This window comes from Silicimonas algicola (assembly GCF_003970735.1).
GTDB classification, from domain to species: domain Bacteria; phylum Pseudomonadota; class Alphaproteobacteria; order Rhodobacterales; family Rhodobacteraceae; genus Silicimonas; species Silicimonas algicola.
In genome coordinates, this window is sequence record NZ_CP034588.1 from 1,501,330 (window position 1) to 1,520,909 (window position 19,580).

The following is a 19,580-nucleotide window of genomic DNA, read 5'->3' on the forward strand; positions in this document are numbered from 1 at the left end:
CTTTTGCCGCACCGAGGGGCTCTGGCCCACAAGCCTGGCGGAGCTTAACGCGCTATAAACGTTAAGTATTTCCAGACCGGAAACATTTAGTCCCCGAGACGCGCGTTTTGGCTCTCCCGTTCCAATATCCGTAATTGCATCAACTTTTGGACAGATTTGTTTGCCATGTTGTGCCGAATGCCCGCACGCCCGGGCCAGATTTGCATAGGTATGCGTATGAAACCGAGCACAACGCCGAAAGAGTTCGTGGATCAGGAGTTCCCCGACGAGCTTCAGCCAGGCATGTCGCTGCTTCACGGTCAGTACACGATCGAGGAATATCTCAACAGCGGCGGCTTCGGCATAACCTACCTGGCCGAGGACAGCCTGCGCCGCCGCGTCGTGATCAAGGAATGCTTCCCAGGGGCCTTCTGTCGCCGGTCGAAGACGATCGTGGGCGTGCGGTCGCGGGCTCATGCCAAGGAATTCCGCATGATTGTGGACCTCTTCGTCCAGGAGGCCCGGAACCTCGCGCGTCTGAACCATCCCAACATCGTGGGCGTCCACCAGGTCTTCGAAGACAACGGCACGGCCTACATGGCGCTCGACTATGTCGACGGCCGCGACCTTCTCGAGATCGCCGAGGACCCGACGGCCCGGCTCGATCCGAAGGACCTCGAGACCATCGTGATCAAGCTGCTCGATGCCATCGAGTTCATCCACCACGAGGGCGTGCTTCACCGCGACATCTCGCCGGACAACATCCTGATTTCGCGAGACAAGGAGCCGGTGCTGATCGACTTCGGCGCCGCGCGTGAAACCGCGTCCCGCGCCACGCGCCATCTGGGCGCGATGCGCACGGTGAAGGACGGCTACTCGCCGCAGGAATTCTACATCTCGGACGGCGCGTCCTTTCCGTCGAGCGACCTCTATTCGCTCGGCGCGTCGCTCTACCACGTCATCACCGGGAACACGCCGCCGAACGCTCAGGAGCGCCTGACCGCCGTCGCGAGCGACGATCCCGATCCCTATGTTCCGATCGCCGACCGCACGGGCGGATACAAGCGCGAGTTCCTCGAAGCCATCGACCGCGCTCTGGCGATATTCCCGAAGAACCGCATCCAGTCGGCCGCCGACTGGCGCGCGATGATCACCCACTCCCGCGTCAGCTCGATGACCCGCGGGTCTGTTTCTCGCCCCGTCCTCGCCGTCGACAACGGCTTTGTCGTCTCGCAGATCAAGGACCTCGTGCGGGAAGAGAAGCTCGCTTCGCAGCTTTACGGCAATACGAGCGCTGACGGTGCGCAGAACCTTGCGACCGAGGCCGAGCTCGAAGCGGCGGGTCTTGCCCAACCCAAACGGCCGAGACGCCCGAACCAGACAGACCGACCCGATACGCCGCGTCCGCCGAGGGACTCCGTCACCTCGACGCCGAGCTTTGTCGATGTTCCGCAGGAAAAGGTCGTCACGCAGGTCATGCGCGACACCTCCGGCTCGAAGGGCAAGCTGGGTCTTGTCGCCGGTCTTCTGGCGCTCCTCGCCGCCGCGGGCGTCGGGGGCTATGTCATGATGAGTTCCGACGAGACGCCCGACGTCGCGGCGATCTCCGCCCCTGCCGAAACCGCTGAACGCGCCGTTGGCGTGCCGACCGAGACGGCCGAGGTCGAGACGCCCGTCACACCGGCCGCCGAGCCCGAGACGGCGGCTGCTGAACCGGCCGTGACTCCACCGGTCGCAGAGCCCAAGCCGACGGTGGCGGCAGCCGTGATCGTCCCGGCCGTTCCTGCCGAACCCGAAGTGCCGGCAGTCGTCGCCGAACCGGCGACCACGGGACCCGTGCCTTCCGAACCCTCCGCTGTCGAGAGCGAAGACGTAGCCGTGGTCGCAAGCCGACCCGACGTCACAAAGCGCCCGCCCACCCGGCCTGCCGCCATTGCCCTGCCCGAGGTTCCCGCCATCGCGCCGACGGTGTCCGAACGCGTCGCAACGCTTCCGAACGTGTCCAGCGAAATCCTGGGCGTGGACGTGGGCGCGGATGTCGATGCCGACCCGACGCGCACGGCGCCGATCGTCAGCGAGCCGCAAGTCGAAAGCGGCGGTCCGTCGGTCGACCTGTCGAGCCCGGCGCCGCTTCCGCCAGAGCCCACGAGGCCCTCCAACGTGATCGAGGCCTCGCCGCTCTTGTCCGGCGCCACCGCTGCCTTCCCGTTCACGCTCGAGCCGAACGGCTCGCTCAGGATCCTGGCCGTCGACGCCAGCGCGCCCGAGTGGCTGAAGCCGGGCTCGAAGATCCTGTCGGTGAACGGCCTGCCCGTCATCTCGTTCTCCGAGGTGCAGCAGGTTGTGAAGCTTCAGCCCGGCTTCGGGCTCGGAGCCTCGGTCAAGGCCACCCTCGGGATCGAGACTCCCGAAGGCCAGACGCTGGTCCGCAGCCTCGACGTGCCGACGGTTCAGGAGACGATCCTGCTGACCGGCGAACGCTTCCGTACCGCGCAGGTGAACGGGGCGTGGGTCACGACGGTCATCGAGAGTCCGACCGATGCCGACGAGACGCTTCGGACCGGCGACATCGTCGTCGCGTTCATGCCGACGAGCGAGCTGATCGACACGCCTCAGGCGCTGCAGACGATCCTTGCCCGCGAGATCGCCGCCGGCGCGCCCAAGTTCAACTTCGCCGTCAAGCGCGATGGCGAAATGTGGCTTGTCTCGACGACCAACGTCGAGGCCGGCAACTGAACCAGGGAGAGGCCGAGATGAACAACATGACCGCTCCTCAGTACGAAGTGGCGACGGCTCTTTCGCAGGGCGCGCGCGACGTCCAGGAAGATTCGCTCGTCACCGACTTTCCCCTTGGTCCGCAGGCCGGGTTCATGGTCCTCGCCGATGGCATGGGCGGGCACACGGCGGGCGAGATCGCCTCGACCATCGTGGTCACCGAGATGTTCGCCGAGCTGAAGTTCAAGTCGCGGGAGTTGAAGGACAACGAGGCGCAAGTGCCCCAGGTTCTTCACCATGCCGCACTGTCCGCGAACCAGTGCATCCGCGGCTATGTCTCGGACCACCCGGAAAGCTATGGCATGGGCGCCACTCTGGTGGCACCCGTGTTCATCGAGGACAGGCTCTACTGGGTCTCTGTCGGGGATTCCCCGCTGTATCTCTTCCGCGACGGCAAACTGAAGCAGTTGAACGAAGACCACTCGCTTGCGCCCGAGATCGACCTCATGGTCCGCTCCGGCATGATGACCGAGGAGCAGGGCCGGAACCACCCCGACCGCAACTGCCTGAAGTCGGTGATCTTCGGGTCCGAGATCGCCAAGGTCGATTGCCCGCGGGAGCCCTTCAAGGTCGAGCAGGACGACATCTTCGTGGCGTCGAGCGACGGTCTCCAGACACTCACGGACGTGGAAATCGAGGCGATCCTCGACGACCACCGCACGAAGCCCAGCCACGCCATCGTCTCGGCGCTTCTGGCGGCGGTCGAGAAGATCGACGATCCCGACCAGGACAATATCTCGATCTCGGTCATCAAGGTCACGTCCCGGACCCCAGTCGAGGTGTTCGACAGCACGCGGCATATCCAGGTGGCCAAGCCGCGCGGAGTGTCCATGCCGACGCGCGTCCTGCAGTTCGTCTCGGGCCGCTGACGCCGACCGACCACCTTCGCACGCCGGGCAGGGTCCACCTGCCCGGTGTGTTTGCGCGAAAAACGACTGCGGTTCCTCTTGCCACAATTTGACCTTTTTCCGCCGTTTTGTTTCCAAAATGGACATGAAAAAGCTGGGTCGATTTCAAGCCCGCGCCGCATTCATTCCCCATTCCTTACCTAAACCCAGCGTTAATCTTTAGCGATTTCCCTGTTTTCGGTTCCGACATCTCACCCGTTCGCGGCGGCGTTTCAGATAGAGCGCGGCGCGGGCCCCAAATGAGGAGCAACTCCAGTGGGAAAAAAGATTGAAGTCTTCAAGGCTTCGGTTTCCGCCGCCACAATCGCCGGTACTCTGATGATGCCGTGGGCTGCAGTCGCCGAAGAGGTCAGCCTCAAATCCGCTGACGGCACCGTCAACCTCGTCGGCGAATTCGTCGACTTCAAGGACGACAACTACATCATCCGCACGGTGCTGGGCGACCTTCGTATTTCTGCCAGCCGGGTGCGCTGCGAAGGCGCTGCCTGTCCGCAGATCGCCGGCAACGCCGCCGACGTGATGATCTCGGGCTCGGACGTCATCGGGATCGGCATGATGCCGCTCCTGATGACCGGCTTCGCCTCGTCGCTCGACGCGGACGCCGAGATCACCAACACCTCGGTGCGGGGCCAAAGCCTCGCGAAGTTGGTGGCTGACAGCGGCTTCGGCGATGACATCGGGTCCTTCCTCGTGACTTCGACGACATCCGAGGACGCATTCCGCTCGCTGATGACCAACGAAACCCAGATCGCCATGTCCGCCCGCCGCATCCTGCCGGCCGAGGCGAAAGAGCTGCGCGCCGCTGGCGCCGGAAACATGGTCGATCCGAACCAGGAGCGAATCGTCGCTGTCGACAGCGTCGTCGTCATCACCCACCCCACGAACGATGTCGGCGAGCTTACGATGGAACAGCTTCGCGGCATCTTCTCGGGCAAGTTCCGGAACTGGAAGGACGTCGGCGGATCGGATCACCCGATTTCGGTCATCGCGCAGGCGCCGGGCTCGACCAGCTACGACTTCTTCATGGACTACCTCTACGAAGGCCAGGACAAGCCGGTCTTCCGCCCTCAGGGCATCGCGGATGACGACCAGGAAGTATCGAACGTCGTCTACCTCGACCCCCACGCCATCGGCTATGTCGGCTATGCCTTCCAGCGCGGCGCGAAGGGCGTCACGCTTGTCAACGAATGCGGCATCGCCTCGCGTCCCGACGCGTTCTCGGCCAAGACCGAGGAATACGGGCTGAACCGCCGGATGTACCTCTACAACCGCGGCGACAACCTCGACGAATCGGCTCAGGCCTTCCTCGACTTCGCCATCTCCGAGGATGCCGATGGTGTCATCGGCAAGTCGGGCTTCATCGACCTCGGCATCCTACGCCGCCCGCAGACCAGCGACGACGAGCGTGCCGCCGCGCTTCTGGCCGAGAGCGAGGCCTATGACGCCGGCTTTGAAAGCACGGTGGCGATGGAAATGTTCGACAGCATGGTCAAGTACGATCGCCTGTCGACCACCTTCCGCTTCCGTCTCGGCTCGTCGAAGATGGACGAACGCGGCAAGCTCGACATGGAGCGCCTGATCTCCTACCTCGAGACCGCCCCCCAGGGCACCGAGATCACCTTCGTCGGGTTCACTGACAGCGTAGGCACATTCGAAGGCAACCGCAAACTGTCCGAAGAGCGCGCCAGCGACGTGATGCAGGAGGTGCGTCGTGCCGCCGGCAGCCGCCTCAGCCACATCACCATGAAGACGACCGGCTATGGCGAGGTGTCTCCTTCGGCCTGCAACGTGTCAGAAAATGGTCGCGCCGTGAACCGCCGCGTCGAAGTGTGGATCAGCAAGGACGCGTAAGCAGACGCAAGCTTCCGGGCGCGGAAGACCAACCGACGCGCCCGGTCCACCTTCGAAAATCCACGAATAGGAACGCGACATGAAACAGCATTCGCCCAAAAGGACGCTCATCGCAGCAGCGGTCGCCAGCGTCGCAGCCTTGTCACTGGCCGCACCAGCCTTCGCCCAGGAATTCGACGGCTCGAAAGCCCGGGTCAATCTGGCGGGCAAGCTTCGGACCCTCACCCAGGCCGTCGCCTCGGCCAGCTGCCGTCTGGAAGCGGGGATCGAACCCGAAGCCGCACGGTCCGAGCTCGTCGAAGCCAAGAACGAGTTCAACGTCATCCTCGCCGGCCTCACCGACGGCTCCAGCGCGCTCGGCATCCCGAGTGCCGAAAAATTCGGCGTCGTCAAGAAATCCATCGGAGCCGTGCGCGACCTCTGGCAGCCGGTCGACAAGGCGGCGTCCGCCATGGTCACGGGCCAGGACAGCGGCGAAGGCGCCAAGCTGATCGCTTCGTCCAACGCCGACCTTCTTCAGGCAACGATGATCCTCGCCTCGGACATGACGGGAAAGTACTCGAACCCGAACGAGCTGACACAGGCCGACGCCATGGCGCTGAACATCGCCGGCCGCCAGCTCATGTTGGCGCACCAGATGTCCAAGGAAGTCTGTGGCATCATGGCCAACGCCGCGGACATGGGGACGGTCGAAGGGCTCGGTTCGACCCTCGACACCTACACCGTGTCGCTCAACGCACTGTCGAACGGCATGGTCGACGCGGGCATAAACCCGCCGCCGACCGAAGCGGTGGCCAAGGAGCTGGCTGCCGTCAACGCGACCTGGACGGAAACGCTCGGGGCGCTGAACGCGATCCGCGGCGGCTTCGCTCCGTCCTCCGAGAACGTGGCGAACCTCGCCGTCACCTCGGCCGACCTCACGACGCGGATGGACAACGTGGTGACGCTCTACATGCTGGCCACGCCGGGTCAGGAAGACGTCTACCGCGTGCCGCTTCGGGCCTACGCCGAAAGCCAGCTCAACCAGTGGCTCAGCAACCCAGAACTGATCGCCGCGATCAAGGCGCAGAATGCCGAGCACACGAACCTCACCCAGGCAGAGATCGACCAGCTCGACCTCGACTGGCGGGCGCAGCGCAAGGCCGAAGCGAAGCCGCTGATCGACGGGATCCTGTCACGTCCCGCCTCTGCGTGGCTTGCGCAGAAGCAGTCCGAGACCGCGCAGTTCGTCACCGAGGTCTTCGCGATGGACAACCGCGGCCTCAACGTCGCCCAGAGCACCGAGACATCGGACTACTGGCAGGGCGACGAGGCGAAGTGGCAGGACACCTTCGGCAACGGCTCGGGTGAAATCCACATCAGCGAAGTGGAGTTCGACGACAGCACGGGCTCCTACCAGAGCCAGGTGTCGATGCCGGTGAAGGATCCTGCGACGGGCGAGCTGATCGGCGCGATCACCTTCGGTGTGAACGTTCAGTCCCTGCTCTGATCAGGTCGGGAACGACGGAAAGGGCCCGCCTTGGCGGGCCCTTTTCGTTTCAGCGCTTGGCGGCGTAGTAGGCGACGCGGCGCTCGAGCATGGCGAGAAGCTCGGAGATCGAGAAGGCCAGCGCGAAGAGCACAAGCAGGACAGCCCAGAAGTGCGACATCAGGAAGTTGTTCGAATAGAGCTCGAACAGCGCCCCGAAGCCCACGATCGAGATCAGGAGCTGCCCGATGATGACGCCCTTGACCGCCCGGATGATGCCTATGCGCACGCCGCCCAGGATCTCGGGCAGCGCGGCCCAGAAGTAGATCTTGACGAAGGCGTCCCAGGGCGACGCTCCGAACGACCGAGCCATGTCGACCAGCGAGCGGTTGATCTGCATGACACCGACGCGGGCGTTCAGGATGATGATCCAGATCGCGAAGAGCGTCGTCGTGATGATGATGGACGTCATGCCGAAGCCGAAGAGCACCATCAGGACGGGGACCAGCGCGGTCAGTGGCACCGAGAGGAAGATGTTGACCCAAGGCAGCAGAAGCTCGTCGATCAGGCGGTTCTTGCCCATGAGGATCCCGGTGGGAATCCCGATGACGATCGAGAAGAAGACGCCGGCCAGGAAGGCGTAGGCGGTCTCCCAAAGCGCCTTCTGAAAGGCGGAGGTCTGGACCACCTCAAAAAGCGTCACGATGACTTCCGACAGGGGCGGCACGAAGAAGCTCACCTCCATCTGGCCTATCGCCTCCCACAGGAGGCCCCAGAGGATCAGCGACGACATCGCGGGCAGACGGTATCCGTAAAGGGTCATCGGCCTATTCCACGTAGCTTCTGAGCAGCGCCCAGATGCGATCCACGGTGTCGAGGTACTCGGGATCGCGGCGGATGTTGTCGACATCCTTCATCCGAAGCCCCGACGGGCGGATGATTTCGGACACGCGGCTCGGGCGGGGCAGGAGGAGTGCGATCTGGTCGGAGACGTAGACCGCCTCCTCGATCGAGTGGGTGACGAAGATGAAGGTCTTGTTCTCGTTCTGGACCAGCGACAGGAGGTCTTCCTGGAACTTGCGACGGGTCTGCTCGTCGACGGCCGAGAAGGGCTCGTCCATCAGAAGCACGTCGGCATTTACCGAAAGCGCGCGCGCAAGGCCGACGCGCTGGCGCATGCCCCCCGACAGCTCGTGGGGAAAGCTCTTCTCGAAGCCCTTGAGACCCACGTCGGCGATGTACTTCGCCGCGATCGCCTCACGCTCGGACTTGGCGACGCCGCGAAGCTCGAGACCGAACGCCACGTTCCGCATCACGCTGGCCCAGGGCAGAAGCGCGAAGTCCTGGAAGACGAAGGCGCGGTCCTCGCCGGGGCCCGTGACGGGCTTGCCGTTGACCTCGATGGTGCCCGAGTTCGGCTCCAGGAGACCCGCGATGATCTTCAGAAGCGTGGTCTTGCCGCAGCCCGAGGGCCCGAGCAGCGAGGTGAGCTGCCCGCGCGGAAACTCGATCGTCATGTCGCGCAGCGCCTCGGTCTCGCCGTAGGTCTTCGACACGCTCCGGGCCGAGACGGCGATGTCGGTCGTGGCCACGGGGGCCGGCTTAGTCTGAGGCATAGCCACGGGCGTTTCCTTCGAAGAGTGTGAGTTCGATCCGCTCGAGCAGGTTCAGGAACACGACCGCAAGTACGATGATCGAGAAGATGGCCGCATACATGCTCGCGTAGTCCGCGACCGAGCGGCTGTAGCTGATGATGTCGCCGACACCCGTCGGCGTGATCTTGAGTTCGGCGAGGATGGCGCCGATGAAGCCCGCCGAGACGCCGAGACGCAGGCCCGAGAAGATGACGGGCGAGGCGGCGGGCAGGATGATCTTGCCGATTACCTCGGCGCGGCTGGCAAGGAACGACTGGCCCATCTCGATGAAGCTCGATGGCGTGTTCCGCACCGCGCCTGCGGTGTTCAGGACGATGACGGGCATCGCCATGATGCAGACGACGAAGACCTTTGACGTCAGCCCGATGCCGTAGATCATCACCAGAAGCGGGATCAGGGCGGCGAGCGGCGCGGCCTGCATGACGATGAAGATCGGCGAAAAGAGCCAGTCGGCCCATTTTGCGAGGCCGATCCACATGCCGACCGCGACGCCGATGAACGTCGAGATGAGAATGCCCACGACAAGGGGCTTCAGCGTTTCGCCGTAGGCGACGAAGAGCGAGCCGTCGACGGTCATGGACCAGAGCGCCGCCATGGACTCGATGAAAGTCGGGAAGGCATAGCTGACCGGAATCCGGCCCGCGATTTCCCACGCGCCAAAGACCACGGCGGCAGAAACCAGCTTCAGGACCAGCGGCCGGTGCTTCACCAGGGCCGGGGTCAATCGGCCGAAGAAGTCGCGGCGGGCGGGTTTTGTGAGAGGCGGCCGTCCCTGACTTGCGGCGGTCGCCAATGTGCGTTGGCTTTGGTCGGTCATTGAGACTCTCGTTCAGGGGAAAGGGCGGCCCGGTCAGCCGGGCCGCCCCAAGGCTGGATTACTTCGCCTTGGCCGCCTCGAGCGGCGCCATGTACCAGAAGTCGTCGATGTTGAGCGACGCCGGGTCGCCTTCAAGCTGGCCGGCTTCGCTGTACCACTCCATGTCTGCCTGAGCGGCCTTCATGCCACCGCCTTCGGGGTCGTAGAGACCTCCTTTCACGGCCGCGGTATAGAAGTCGTCGAGGCTACCCAGGATCTCGGGCGGAAGCTGGCCGATCGGGCCGTCCGGGTTCGTCTCCTTCGAGATAATCGTCGGATCGGCGTTCATGTCGCGCCAGGTCGTGTAGAGCGCGTCGACGAAGATCTGTACGTCCTCTTCGTTGGCCTGGATCCAATCGAGATTCGCGAAGAGCGCCTCGTCGGATGCCTCGACCTCGAACATCTCCAGCACGTTGAACATGTCGGGGTGCTGTTCCATGATCTTGTTGGTGTTCGACAGATCGAGGATGGTCGCCTCGGCCTGTCCGGCGACCAGCGCCACGACGCGGTTCGACGATCCCGGAACATAGGAGCGTTCGCCGAACTTCATGCCGACCTTCTCCTCGATCACGTTGGCGATCGAGTCCGTGCCGCCCCCGCGCGAGTGCAGAAGGATAGGCTCGCCGTCCAGGTCGGCAAGCGTTTCGTACTTCTTCGAAGTCACCGGGAAGAACTTCAGCTTCGAGAGCTGGAAGATGATCCGCAGCGGCGCCTTCGACTTCTGCATCGCCGCGTAGGGCGTGCCGAAGCCGATGTCCATCTGGCCGGACAGAACGGCCTGGATCGCCAGCTCTTCGTCCGAGAAGGCGGTCCATTCGTAGTCGAGGCCATTGGCCTTCGCGCGCTCGAGCGCCACGAAGAAGGCGGCCATCTCGTCGGACGGCGTCTCGGCGAGCGCGATCCGTATCGTGTCGGCCTGGGCCATGCCCAGGGTCATCGCAAGCGCCACCGGCACGGCGACGGTCTTCTTCAGAAATCCTATAACGGTCATGTCTCCCCCCATTCAGGTTCGTTGTTGGGTCGTTCGGTCTTCGGGTTTCGGGTCAGTGGTCTCCGAACAGGCGTGCCGACACCGATCCGAGGTGCGCGCGCATGGCGGCATGTGCCTCGGTGGCATTGCGCGAGCGGATCGCCTGGACGATCCGGTCATGCTCGGCGAAACTGGTATGGCTCGGGGCAGGGCGGTCGGACGCGCGGACGACCGTGTCCCAGGCCACCGCGCGGCGGACCTGGTTCAACTGGTCGAAAAGCGCGAGCAGCAGCGCGTTCCCGGTGGATTCGGCGATGAGGCGGTGCAGGCTGACGTCCCACGCCTCGTAAACGTCCCAGCTTTCGGCTGCGACGGCCTTGTCGCGCGCTTCGGCGATCCGGGCGATCCCCGCATCCGAGGCGTTGATGGCAGCCTCGCGCGCGATGGCGGGCTCCAGGGCGATCCGGGCGCGCATCATGTGAAGCGGCGACACCTGGCGGGCAAGGTCGATCACGCTGGCGACGGGCGCACCCGATCCGATGGCCGACACGAAGGTGCCCTTGCCGACGTGACGCCAGATCGCGCCCTCGCGCTCGAGCGTTTCAAGCGCCTTGCGAAGCGTGTTCCGCGTCATGCCGAGACGGGTCACCAGCTCGCGCTCGGCCGGCAGCCGGTCGCCGGGGTGATAGCCGCCGTCGGTGATGAAAGCCCGCACCCGGTCCCGCGCCGCCCCCTCGGGGACGGTCGGCGGCGCCATGTCGGAAGCGTCCCAGTATTGGTTGACCAATTCTCTCATTTCGGGGATAGATTGCTCCAATCGCGGATACCGTGCAAGCAATTTGGTTGATCGGAGCGCGAAACGTCGGAATTGGTTGGGATTGATCTGCTATCGGTCAGTCCTGCTGCCACATGGAGGGAAAGGACAAACCATGAGCGACTACGCCATCGAGGCACCGAAACCCGTCACCATCCCGGTCGCGGGATCGGACAAGGTCTATCCGGTGCGCCGGGTCTACTGCATCGGCCGGAACTATGCCGCGCATACCGTCGAGATGGGGGGCGACCCGGACCGTGAAGCGCCGTTCTTCTTCCAGAAGAACCCGAACAACCTCGATGCCACGGGCCAGTTTCCCTATCCCGACAAGTCCTCCGACGTCCACCACGAGGCCGAGATCGCCGTAATGTTGAAGTCCGGCGGCACGAACATCCCTGTCGAGAAGGCGCTCGATCACGTCTACGGCTATGCCCTCGCTCTCGACATGACGCGGCGAGACCTTCAGGGCGAGCAGAAGAAGGCAGGCCGTCCGTGGGAGATCGGCAAGGCGTTCGAGCGGTCCGCGCCCGTGGGTCCGGTCCATCCGGCGTCCGAGATCGGGCACCCCGACCACGGCGCGATTTCGCTCACCGTCAACGGCGAGACGCGCCAGACCGGCGACCTCAACCAGATGATCTGGAAGGTGCCGGAAATGATCTCCTACCTCTCCGACTACTTCGAACTGGCCGCTGGCGACGTGATCCTGTCCGGCACGCCCTCGGGCGTGGGTGCCGTGCAGAAGGGCGATGTCATGGTCCTTTCGGCTGAGGGGCTGGGCGAGTTGACCGTCACGGTGGTCTGACGCGCCCGACCTTTCCGCGAAGCCGGGCCCTCGTGCCCGGCTTCGTCGTGCTCTGAGCCGGGGCGGCGTCAGTATGCCGCTGTATGCAAACGCCCCGTCGACCTTGCGCCGGAAACCGGATAAGGCAGCGCCAGACCGAATCCGAAGGGGCACGACGCCATGACCGAAGAGACCCATCCCGACATCATCTACACGAAGGTGGACGAAGCGCCCGAACTGGCCTCGGCGTCTTTCCTGCCGATCGTCCGCGCCTTCACGCAGGCAGCGGGCGTCACCATCGGCACCCGTGACATCTCGCTGGCCGGCCGCCTGATCGCCGCCTTCCCCGAGCGCCTGACCGAGGCGCAGCGCCAGACGGACGACCTCGCCGTCCTCGGCGAACTGGTCAAGAGCGCCGACGCCAACGTGATCAAGCTGCCCAACATTTCGGCCTCCGAACCCCAGCTCGTCGCCGCGCTGAAGGAACTCCAGTCGCAGGGATACGACCTGCCCGACTACCCCGAGGCTCCGCAGACGCCCGAGGAAAAGGCGATCCGCGCGAAGTACGACGCGGTCAAGGGCTCGGCGGTGAACCCGGTTTTGCGTGAAGGCAACTCGGACCGCCGCGCGGCCATCGCGGTCAAGAACTATGCCAAGGCCAACCCGCACCGGATGGGCAAGTGGTCGAAGGACAGCAAGACGAAGGTGTCCACCATGGGCGCCGACGACTTCCGCTCGAACGAGACATCCGTGACCGTCACCGCCGCCCAGGCCGGTCCCGCGAAGATCGAGATGACGGACGCCTCGGGCAAGGTCACCGTCCTGAAGGACGGCTACCAGCTTCCCACCGGAACCGTGGTCGACGCCACCTTCATGTCCGCGAAGGCGCTGCGCTCTTTCATCGAGCGCCAGATCGAGGAGACGAAGCAGGACGGCACGCTTTTTTCGCTGCACCTCAAGGCCACGATGATGAAGGTCTCGGACCCCATCCTCTTCGGCCACGCGGTTGCGGCCTATCTCGCGCCTGTCCTCGAAAAGCATGGCGCTGCGCTGAAAGAGGCGGGCTTCAACCCGAATTCCGGCTTGGGCGACCTTTTCGCACGGCTCGACGAGATGGAGAACGGCAAGGCGATCCGCGCCGAGATCGACGCGCTTCTCGCCGAACGTCCGCCGCTCTACATGGTGAACTCGGATCGTGGGATCACCAACCTGCACGTCCCCTCGGACGTGATCATCGACGCCTCGATCCCCGCGATGATCCGCGCGGGCGGCAAGGGTTGGGGACCTGACGGCAAGGAAGGCGACGCCAACTGCGTCATCCCCGATAGCAGCTACGCCGCCGTCTACGAGGAGGCCATCGACTACTTCAAGGAAACCGGCGCGCTCGACCCCTCCAAGGCAGGCACGGTCCAGAACGTGGGACTGATGGCGCAGAAGGCCGAGGAATACGGCTCTCACCCGACCACCTTCGAGATGTCGTCGGGCGGCACCGTCCGCGTCATCGCGGCGAACGGCGACGTGCTTCTGTCACACGAGGTCGAGGCGGGCGACATCTGGCGCTCGGCGTCGACGAAGGAGGCCCCGATCCGGGACTGGGTCAAGCTGGCTATCAGCCGCCAGAAGGCCGAGGGCTGCCAGGCGATCTTCTGGCTCGACAAGGACCGCGCGCACGACGCCGAGTTGATCGAATACGTGAAGCCGATGCTGGAGGACGCAGGCGTCGCCGACCGTTTCCAGATCCTCGCCCCGCGCGAGGCGACGCGCCTGTCGCTCGAGACGATCCGCAAGGGTGAGACCTCCATCGCCGTCACGGGCAACGTGCTGCGCGACTACCTGACCGACCTCTTCCCGATCCTCGAGCTTGGAACCTCGGCCAAGATGCTGTCGATCGTAAAGCTGATGAACGGCGGCGGTCTCTTCGAAACGGGCGCCGGCGGGTCGGCCCCGAAGCACGTCCAGCAGCTTGTCGAGGAGAACCACCTGAGATGGGATTCGCTCGGCGAATTCTGCGCGCTTGGCGAAAGCCTCAAGTTCCTGGGCGAGACCAAGGGCAACGACCGCGCGACCATCATGGGCAAGGCGGTGGACGCGGCGACGCAGGGCATCCTCGACGACGACCGCTCGCCCGGCCGAAAGGTCGGCGAGCCCGACAACCGCGACAGCCACTTCTGGTTCGCGCTGTACTGGGCCAAGGCGCTTGCGGCTCAGACCGAGGACGCCGACCTCGCGGCGCACTTCAAGCCGATCGCCGAGAAGCTGGAGGCGAACGCCGAGAAGATCACGTCCGAGATTGCGGCGGCACAGGGACGCGAGGCTGACCTCGGCGGCTACTACCACACCGACGGGACGAAGGCCGCGAAGGTCATGCGCCCGTCGGAGACTCTGAACGCCATCATCGGCTGACGGTTCGGGGCGCGCGCGGAGCGTACCGCGCGCGCCCCCGTCCTCTTCCGTCTCGAAACACTCCGTGGTCCGGGGCAGAGCCCCGGTCCGCGCCTCAGTCGTCCGACCGCCCGCGCGTCTCGAAACGAGGCAGCATGGCCGAGAAGTCGGTCCCGCGACCGCCTTCCGCCTCGACGAACCGACGATAAAGCTCCAGCGCTGCCCGACCCATGGGCGTGTCGGCGTCGACCGCCTCGGCCGCTTCCTGCGACAGGCCGAGGTCCTTCAGCATCAGCTCGGATGCGAAGCCCGGCTTGTAGCCGTTGTCGGCGGGCGACTTCGGTCCCACGCCCGGCGCGGGGCAATAGGCGTTCATCGTCCAGGAAGACCCCGACGAGGTCGAGACCACGTCGAACATCTTCTGGCGGTCGAGCCCCAGCTTGTCGGCCAGCGCGAAGGCCTCGCAGGTGGCGATCATCGTCACGCCGAGGATCATGTTGTTGCAGATCTTGGCCGACTGGCCCGCGCCAGCCTCGCCGCAGTGGACGGCCTTCTGGCCCATGATCTCGAAGAGCGGCAGCGCCTTGGCGAAGGCCTCCTCCGACCCGCCGGCCATGAAGGTCAGCGTCCCGGACGCAGCCCCGCCGATGCCGCCCGACACGGGCGCGTCGACGGCAAGAAGACCTGACGCCTCGGCCATCTGCGCCACCTCCCGCGCGCTCTCGACGTCGACCGTCGAGCAGTCGACGAAGGCTGCGCCCTTGTCCATTACGGGTACGATCTCGTCCGCGACGGCACGAAGGATCGCGCCGTTCGGCAACATGGTGACGACGACATCCGCACCACGCGCGGCGTCGGCGGCAGAGGCAGCCGCCGTTACGCCTTCGGGGCAGGGGGCGGCAAGGTCGAAGCCCGTCACCTCGTGGCCTGCCGCGACGAGGTTCGCCGCCATCGGCGCACCCATGTTGCCAAGGCCGATGAAACCGATCTTCATTGCGGGATCTCCTCGAAGTCCTGTGTCCTGTCGTCGAAAGGTCTCAGCATCGCGTCGACATCGGCTTCCTTCACGGCGTGGAGCGAGGCGTGCCGCCAGCGGGGCGACCTGTCCTTGTCGATGATCTGCGCGCGGATACCCTCGACGAAGTCCCCTTCCAGCAACGACCGCGCCGCTGCCCGGAATTCCAGCGCGATGGCCTGACGAACGGTCCCGAACGCGCGCGCGCGGCGGATCACGCGAAGGGACGTGTGCATCGCGAGTGGCGAGTTACGACCAAGCGCCTTGCGCGCGGCCTCGGCCACGGCGCCTTCTTCCGTCTCGAGGGCGGCCGCGATGGCGGGCACGTCGTCCGCCGAGAACGCGCGGTCGATCATCGCCTGGGCGGTCGCGAGTGGGCCGTCCATCGCCGTCGTTGCCTTGTCGGCCAGGCCATCGGTCGACCCCGTCTCGCACAGGTCCGACTTCAGCGTCGCCCACTGAGCCTGGGGGATGTGAAGGTCGGCGAAGCCCGCGCGAAGCGCGTCTGCCGCGCCCATCCTTGCGCCGGTGAGGCCCAGGAACTCTCCCATCCGGCCCGGTGCGCGGGACAGAAGGAAGCTGCCGCCCACGTCGGGGATGAGGCCGATGGTGCACTCCGGCATGGCGATCTGCGTCGTCTCTCCCGCGATGCGGTGGCTGGCGTGGCCGGCGAGGCCGACGCCGCCGCCCATGACGAAGCCCTGCATGAAGACGACGACGGGCTTGCGGTAGGTCGCGATCCGGTCGTTCAGCTCGTACTCGTGCCGCCAGAACTCCACCGTCTCGCGGCCCTTGTTGCCGGTGGCGTCAGCGTGGATGCGCGCCAGGTCGCCGCCGGCGCAGAAAGCGAGGCCGCCCTCGGCGTCGAGGATCACCAGCGCCACGCCGTCGTCGTCCGCCCAGCTGTCGAGCGCGTCGAGGATCGCGAGCGACATCTCGTAGGACAGCGCGTTCAGGGCCTCGGGCCGGGTCAGGGTGATGCGACCGGCGCGGCCCTGAGTTCGGATATGGACCTCGTTCACGCCCGGGCCTTCAGCATGTCGCGCGCCACGATCAGCCGCATGATCTCGTTCGTGCCCTCGAGAATCTGGTGGACCCGCAGGTCGCGGACGATCTTCTCGATGCCGTAGTCGGCGAGATAGCCATAGCCGCCGTGAAGCTGGAGGCAGTCGTTCGCCACCTCGAAGGCCCGGTCGGTGACGAACATCTTGGCCATGGCGCAGTGGCGGGTGGCATCCGGAGAGCCCGTGTCCAGCTTCCACGCCGCCTGGCGCAGCAACACGCGCGCGGCCTGCAGCTTGACCTCGGCCTCGGCCAGCCGGAACTGTAGCGCCTGAAAGCGGTCGAGCGTTTGCCCGAATGCCTTCCGCTCGCCCATGTAGGTGACGGTGCGGTCCAGCGCCTCCTGCGCCGCGCCGAGGGCGGTGGCGGCGATGTTCAGCCGCCCGCCGTCGAGGCCGGCCATCGCGTAGGCAAAGCCGCGCCCCTCGTCGCCGATGAGGTTCTCCGCCGGGACCTGCGCGGCGTCCAACTGCACCTGCCGCGTCGGCTGCGCGCGCCAGCCCATCTTGTCCTCGAGCTTGCCGAAGGACAGGCCGTCGGTCCCGTCCTCGATGACGATGGCCGAGATGCCGCGGGCACCGTCCTCGCCCGTCCGGGCCATGACGATATAGGCGTCCGAATAGCCTCCGCCCGAGATGAAGGCCTTGGTGCCGGTCAGCGACCAGCCCTCGTTCGTCTTCTCGGCCTTCGTGCGAAGCGCCGCGGCGTCCGAGCCGGATCCGGGCTCGGTCAGGCAATAGGAGAAGACCGTCTCCATCCGGCACATCCCCGGCAGCAGGCGCGCCTTCAATTCGTCCGAGCCGTAGCGGTCGATCATGCCGCCGCACATGTTGTGGATCGACAGGAAGGCCGCGACCGAAGGACAGGCCATCGCCAAAGCCTCGAAGACGAGCGTGGCGTCGAGGCGGGACAGGGCCGATCCGCCGTAATCGTCCGAGACGTAGATGCCGCCCAGTCCCAGCTCGGCCGCCTTCGTCCAGAGATCGCGCGGAATGTCGCCCGTCTTTTCCCAATCGAGGGCATGGGGGGCGATCTCGGCCCGCCCGAAGGCGTGCGCCATGTCGAAGATGGCGGTCTGTTCCTCGGTCAGCGCGAAATCCATGCGCGATCCTCCCCTGACCTCTTGAGACATGGCCGGGCAGGGCCCGTCAAGTGCAGCGGGCGCCTCAGGCGGGCTCCCACGAGAAGACCTCCGCCGAGGTGTCGAGGGGTGTGAAGGCGGTCTCGAATTGGGGAAACACTCGATCGAGGATGCTCTCGGTCGTCCAGCCGTCCGAGGAATGCGCTGTGCGCACCGGACGGTGCTGGCTGAAGAGATAAAGCTCGTCGGCGCGTGCGCCGAAGATCTGCCCCGTGACGGTCGATCCGGGCGCGAGGAGCGCAGCCACGAACGGCGCGATCCGGTCGGGGTCGAGGGCGCGCAGACGCTCGAGGCGCCCGATCTCTTCGGGCGTCCGCGCGGGAATCGAGTCGATCATGCGCGTGCCCGCGCAGGGGGCCACCGCGTTCGAGCGCACGCCGAAGCGCGCCATGTCGAGTGCAATGGACTTCGAGAGCCCCGCGATGCCGAGCTTGGCGGCGGAATAGTTCGCCTGGCCGAGGTTGCCGATCAGCCCGCTGGTCGACGTCATGTGGACGTAGCCGCCCGAGCCCTGCTCGCGGAAGTGGGGTGCTGCGGCGCGGGCGACGTTGAAGCTGCCTTTCAGGTGGACGGCGATGACGGCGTCGAAATCAGCCTCGGTCATCTTGTGGAACAGGACATCGCGCAGGATGCCCGCGTTGTTCACCACCGCGTCGATCCGCCCGAAGGTTTGGAGCGCTGCGCCGACCATCGCATGTGCGCCGTCCCAGTCGGCGACCGAATGGCCGTCCGCGATGGCCTGTCCGCCCGCCGCGCGGATCTCGTCGACCACCTGCGCCGCAGGGGAGGCGTCGCCGCCCTCGCCCGACAGCGAAGCGCCGAGGTCGTTGACCACCACTGCCGCACCCTGCCGCGCGAGTTCGAGCGCGATGCCTCGCCCGACGCCGCGACCCGCGCCCGTGACGAGGGCGACCTGTCCGTCCATCAGTCCCATGCGCGGACCTTTCGGCGCGACCTGCAAAGGTGCGTATTTCTCGCAAGATGAAGGGGAAGGGTCACGCTTCCAGTCCTGCCGAGGCCAGGAGACGCCGCGCGCGTTTCAGGTGCGGGATGTCGATCATCTGGCCGTCGATGCCCACTGTGCCAAGGCCCGGCGTCTCGGCGAAGGCCGCGACGATGCGGCGGGCCAGGGCGATATCTTCCTCGCTCGGCGCATAGGCGGCCTCGATCACGGCCACCTGCGCGGGATGGATCGCCATCTGGCCGGCGAACCCGTCGCGCCGCGCCGCGCGGGCCGACCGGCCCAAGCCCTCTGCATCGCGAAAGTCGGTATAGACGGTGTCGATGGCGGGCACGCCCGCGTTCGCGGCGGCAAAGAGCGTGAGCGCGCGGGCGGTGGCGTAGGGGCCGGTCCAGTCGCCGTCGGCGCGCGTGGCGGTTGCGCCGAGAACGGCGCTCAGGTCCTCCGCGCCCCAGGTGAGCGCGGCGAGGCGAGGATGCGCGGGCGCATAGGACGCCAGCGCGAAGAGGGCGGCGGGGGTCTCGGTGACGATGGGGAGAATGCGCGTCGATCCGGCCTCGATCGCTGACTTGCGTTCAAGTCCGTCGAGCATCGCGGACAGCCTTGCGATATCTTCGCCGCCGGACGCCTTCGGCAGCATGATCCCGGTCAGTCCGGCGCGAACGGCGGCGGCAAGGTCGTCCTGGGCGAGGCCGCTGTCCAGCGGGTTGATCCGGACCCAGATTGACGGACCGTCGGCGCTGGAGGTCGCTTCGATCAACTCCGGCAGTCCAGCCCGGGCCTCCGCTTTGCGGTCGGGTCCTACGCTGTCTTCAAGGTCGAGGATGAGGCCTGCCGCACCCGAGGTTCGGGCCTTGGCGGCCTTCGCGGGGCTGTCCCCGGGCACGAAGAGAAGTGACGTCAGGCGCGGGGTGTCCATGCCTGCATGGAACCCCATCCGCGCGGCGAAGGCTAGAGGGCGG

At 65.8% G+C, this 19,580-nt stretch carries 16 protein-coding genes; 6 read left to right on the plus strand and 10 right to left on the minus strand.

Translation table 11 applies throughout. The features are described from left to right. The first annotated feature begins 216 nt into the window (after positions 1–216). From EF888_RS22435 to EF888_RS07570, 4 genes are all read left to right on the plus strand, one after another. Positions 217–2,715: a serine/threonine-protein kinase gene (locus EF888_RS22435; protein ID WP_109760073.1), complete on the plus strand. Its 2,499-nt coding sequence runs from the start codon at positions 217–219 to the stop codon at positions 2,713–2,715. 17 nt (positions 2,716–2,732) lie between these two features. Then, positions 2,733–3,623 (plus strand): PP2C family protein-serine/threonine phosphatase, encoded by an 891-nt coding sequence (locus EF888_RS07560; RefSeq protein ID WP_109760072.1) that lies wholly within the window; start codon positions 2,733–2,735, stop codon positions 3,621–3,623. Between the two features lie 294 nt (positions 3,624–3,917). After that, complete coding sequence (locus EF888_RS07565; protein WP_109760071.1) at positions 3,918–5,513, plus strand: phosphate ABC transporter substrate-binding/OmpA family protein; 1,596 nt, start codon at positions 3,918–3,920, stop codon at positions 5,511–5,513. 79 nt (positions 5,514–5,592) lie between these two features. Next, a complete protein-coding gene (locus EF888_RS07570) occupies positions 5,593–7,002 on the plus strand; it encodes a type IV pili methyl-accepting chemotaxis transducer N-terminal domain-containing protein (RefSeq protein ID WP_109760070.1) in 1,410 nt (469 codons plus the stop codon). 49 nt (positions 7,003–7,051) lie between these two features. Here the strand turns inward: EF888_RS07570 and EF888_RS07575 are convergent, their stop codons facing one another. The 5 genes from EF888_RS07575 to EF888_RS07595 are packed head-to-tail and all read right to left on the minus strand — an operon-like array spanning position 7,052 to position 11,219. Further along, on the minus strand, positions 7,052–7,804 hold the full coding sequence (locus EF888_RS07575) for an ABC transporter permease (RefSeq protein WP_109760069.1): 753 nt from the start codon (positions 7,802–7,804) through the stop codon (positions 7,052–7,054). A 4-nt stretch (positions 7,805–7,808) separates the two neighbouring features. Continuing rightward, entirely contained in the window at positions 7,809–8,573 is a 765-nt protein-coding gene (locus EF888_RS07580) for an ABC transporter ATP-binding protein (RefSeq protein ID WP_241239838.1), read from the minus strand. A 10-nt stretch (positions 8,574–8,583) separates the two neighbouring features. Next, positions 8,584–9,453: an ABC transporter permease gene (locus EF888_RS07585; protein WP_206508455.1), complete on the minus strand. Its 870-nt coding sequence runs from the start codon at positions 9,451–9,453 to the stop codon at positions 8,584–8,586. A 58-nt stretch (positions 9,454–9,511) separates the two neighbouring features. Next, the gene (locus tag EF888_RS07590; protein WP_206508457.1) at positions 9,512–10,483 is read right to left on the minus strand and encodes an ABC transporter substrate-binding protein; all 972 of its coding nucleotides are present in this window, start codon (positions 10,481–10,483) and stop codon (positions 9,512–9,514) included. Positions 10,484–10,535: 52 nt separating this feature from the next. Continuing rightward, positions 10,536–11,219: a FadR/GntR family transcriptional regulator gene (locus tag EF888_RS07595; protein ID WP_109760133.1), complete on the minus strand. Its 684-nt coding sequence runs from the start codon at positions 11,217–11,219 to the stop codon at positions 10,536–10,538. A 172-nt stretch (positions 11,220–11,391) separates the two neighbouring features. Here EF888_RS07595 and EF888_RS07600 point away from each other — a divergent pair, with 172 nt between their 5' ends. Both EF888_RS07600 and EF888_RS07605 read left to right on the plus strand, forming a co-directional pair. Then, the gene (locus EF888_RS07600) at positions 11,392–12,078 is read left to right on the plus strand and encodes a fumarylacetoacetate hydrolase family protein (protein ID WP_109760067.1); all 687 of its coding nucleotides are present in this window, start codon (positions 11,392–11,394) and stop codon (positions 12,076–12,078) included. A 159-nt stretch (positions 12,079–12,237) separates the two neighbouring features. Next, positions 12,238–14,460: an NADP-dependent isocitrate dehydrogenase gene (locus EF888_RS07605; RefSeq protein ID WP_109760066.1), complete on the plus strand. Its 2,223-nt coding sequence runs from the start codon at positions 12,238–12,240 to the stop codon at positions 14,458–14,460. Between the two features lie 94 nt (positions 14,461–14,554). Here the strand turns inward: EF888_RS07605 and mmsB are convergent, their stop codons facing one another. The 5 genes from mmsB to EF888_RS07630 form a co-directional block, all read right to left on the minus strand. Then, entirely contained in the window at positions 14,555–15,433 is an 879-nt protein-coding gene (gene mmsB / locus EF888_RS07610; RefSeq protein WP_109760065.1) for a 3-hydroxyisobutyrate dehydrogenase, read from the minus strand. After that, on the minus strand, positions 15,430–16,476 hold the full coding sequence (locus EF888_RS07615; protein WP_109760064.1) for an enoyl-CoA hydratase/isomerase family protein: 1,047 nt from the start codon (positions 16,474–16,476) through the stop codon (positions 15,430–15,432). Before EF888_RS07615 ends, mmsB begins: the two co-directional genes overlap by 4 nt. Beyond that, positions 16,473–17,618: an acyl-CoA dehydrogenase family protein gene (locus tag EF888_RS07620; RefSeq protein WP_109760063.1), complete on the minus strand. Its 1,146-nt coding sequence runs from the start codon at positions 17,616–17,618 to the stop codon at positions 16,473–16,475. Before EF888_RS07620 ends, EF888_RS07615 begins: the two co-directional genes overlap by 4 nt. 64 nt (positions 17,619–17,682) lie before the next feature. Then, on the minus strand, positions 17,683–18,591 hold the full coding sequence (locus EF888_RS07625; RefSeq protein ID WP_109760062.1) for an SDR family NAD(P)-dependent oxidoreductase: 909 nt from the start codon (positions 18,589–18,591) through the stop codon (positions 17,683–17,685). Between the two features lie 61 nt (positions 18,592–18,652). Further along, positions 18,653–19,537 (minus strand): HpcH/HpaI aldolase/citrate lyase family protein, encoded by an 885-nt coding sequence (locus EF888_RS07630; protein WP_109760061.1) that lies wholly within the window; start codon positions 19,535–19,537, stop codon positions 18,653–18,655. Between the last annotated feature and the right edge of the window lie 43 nt (positions 19,538–19,580).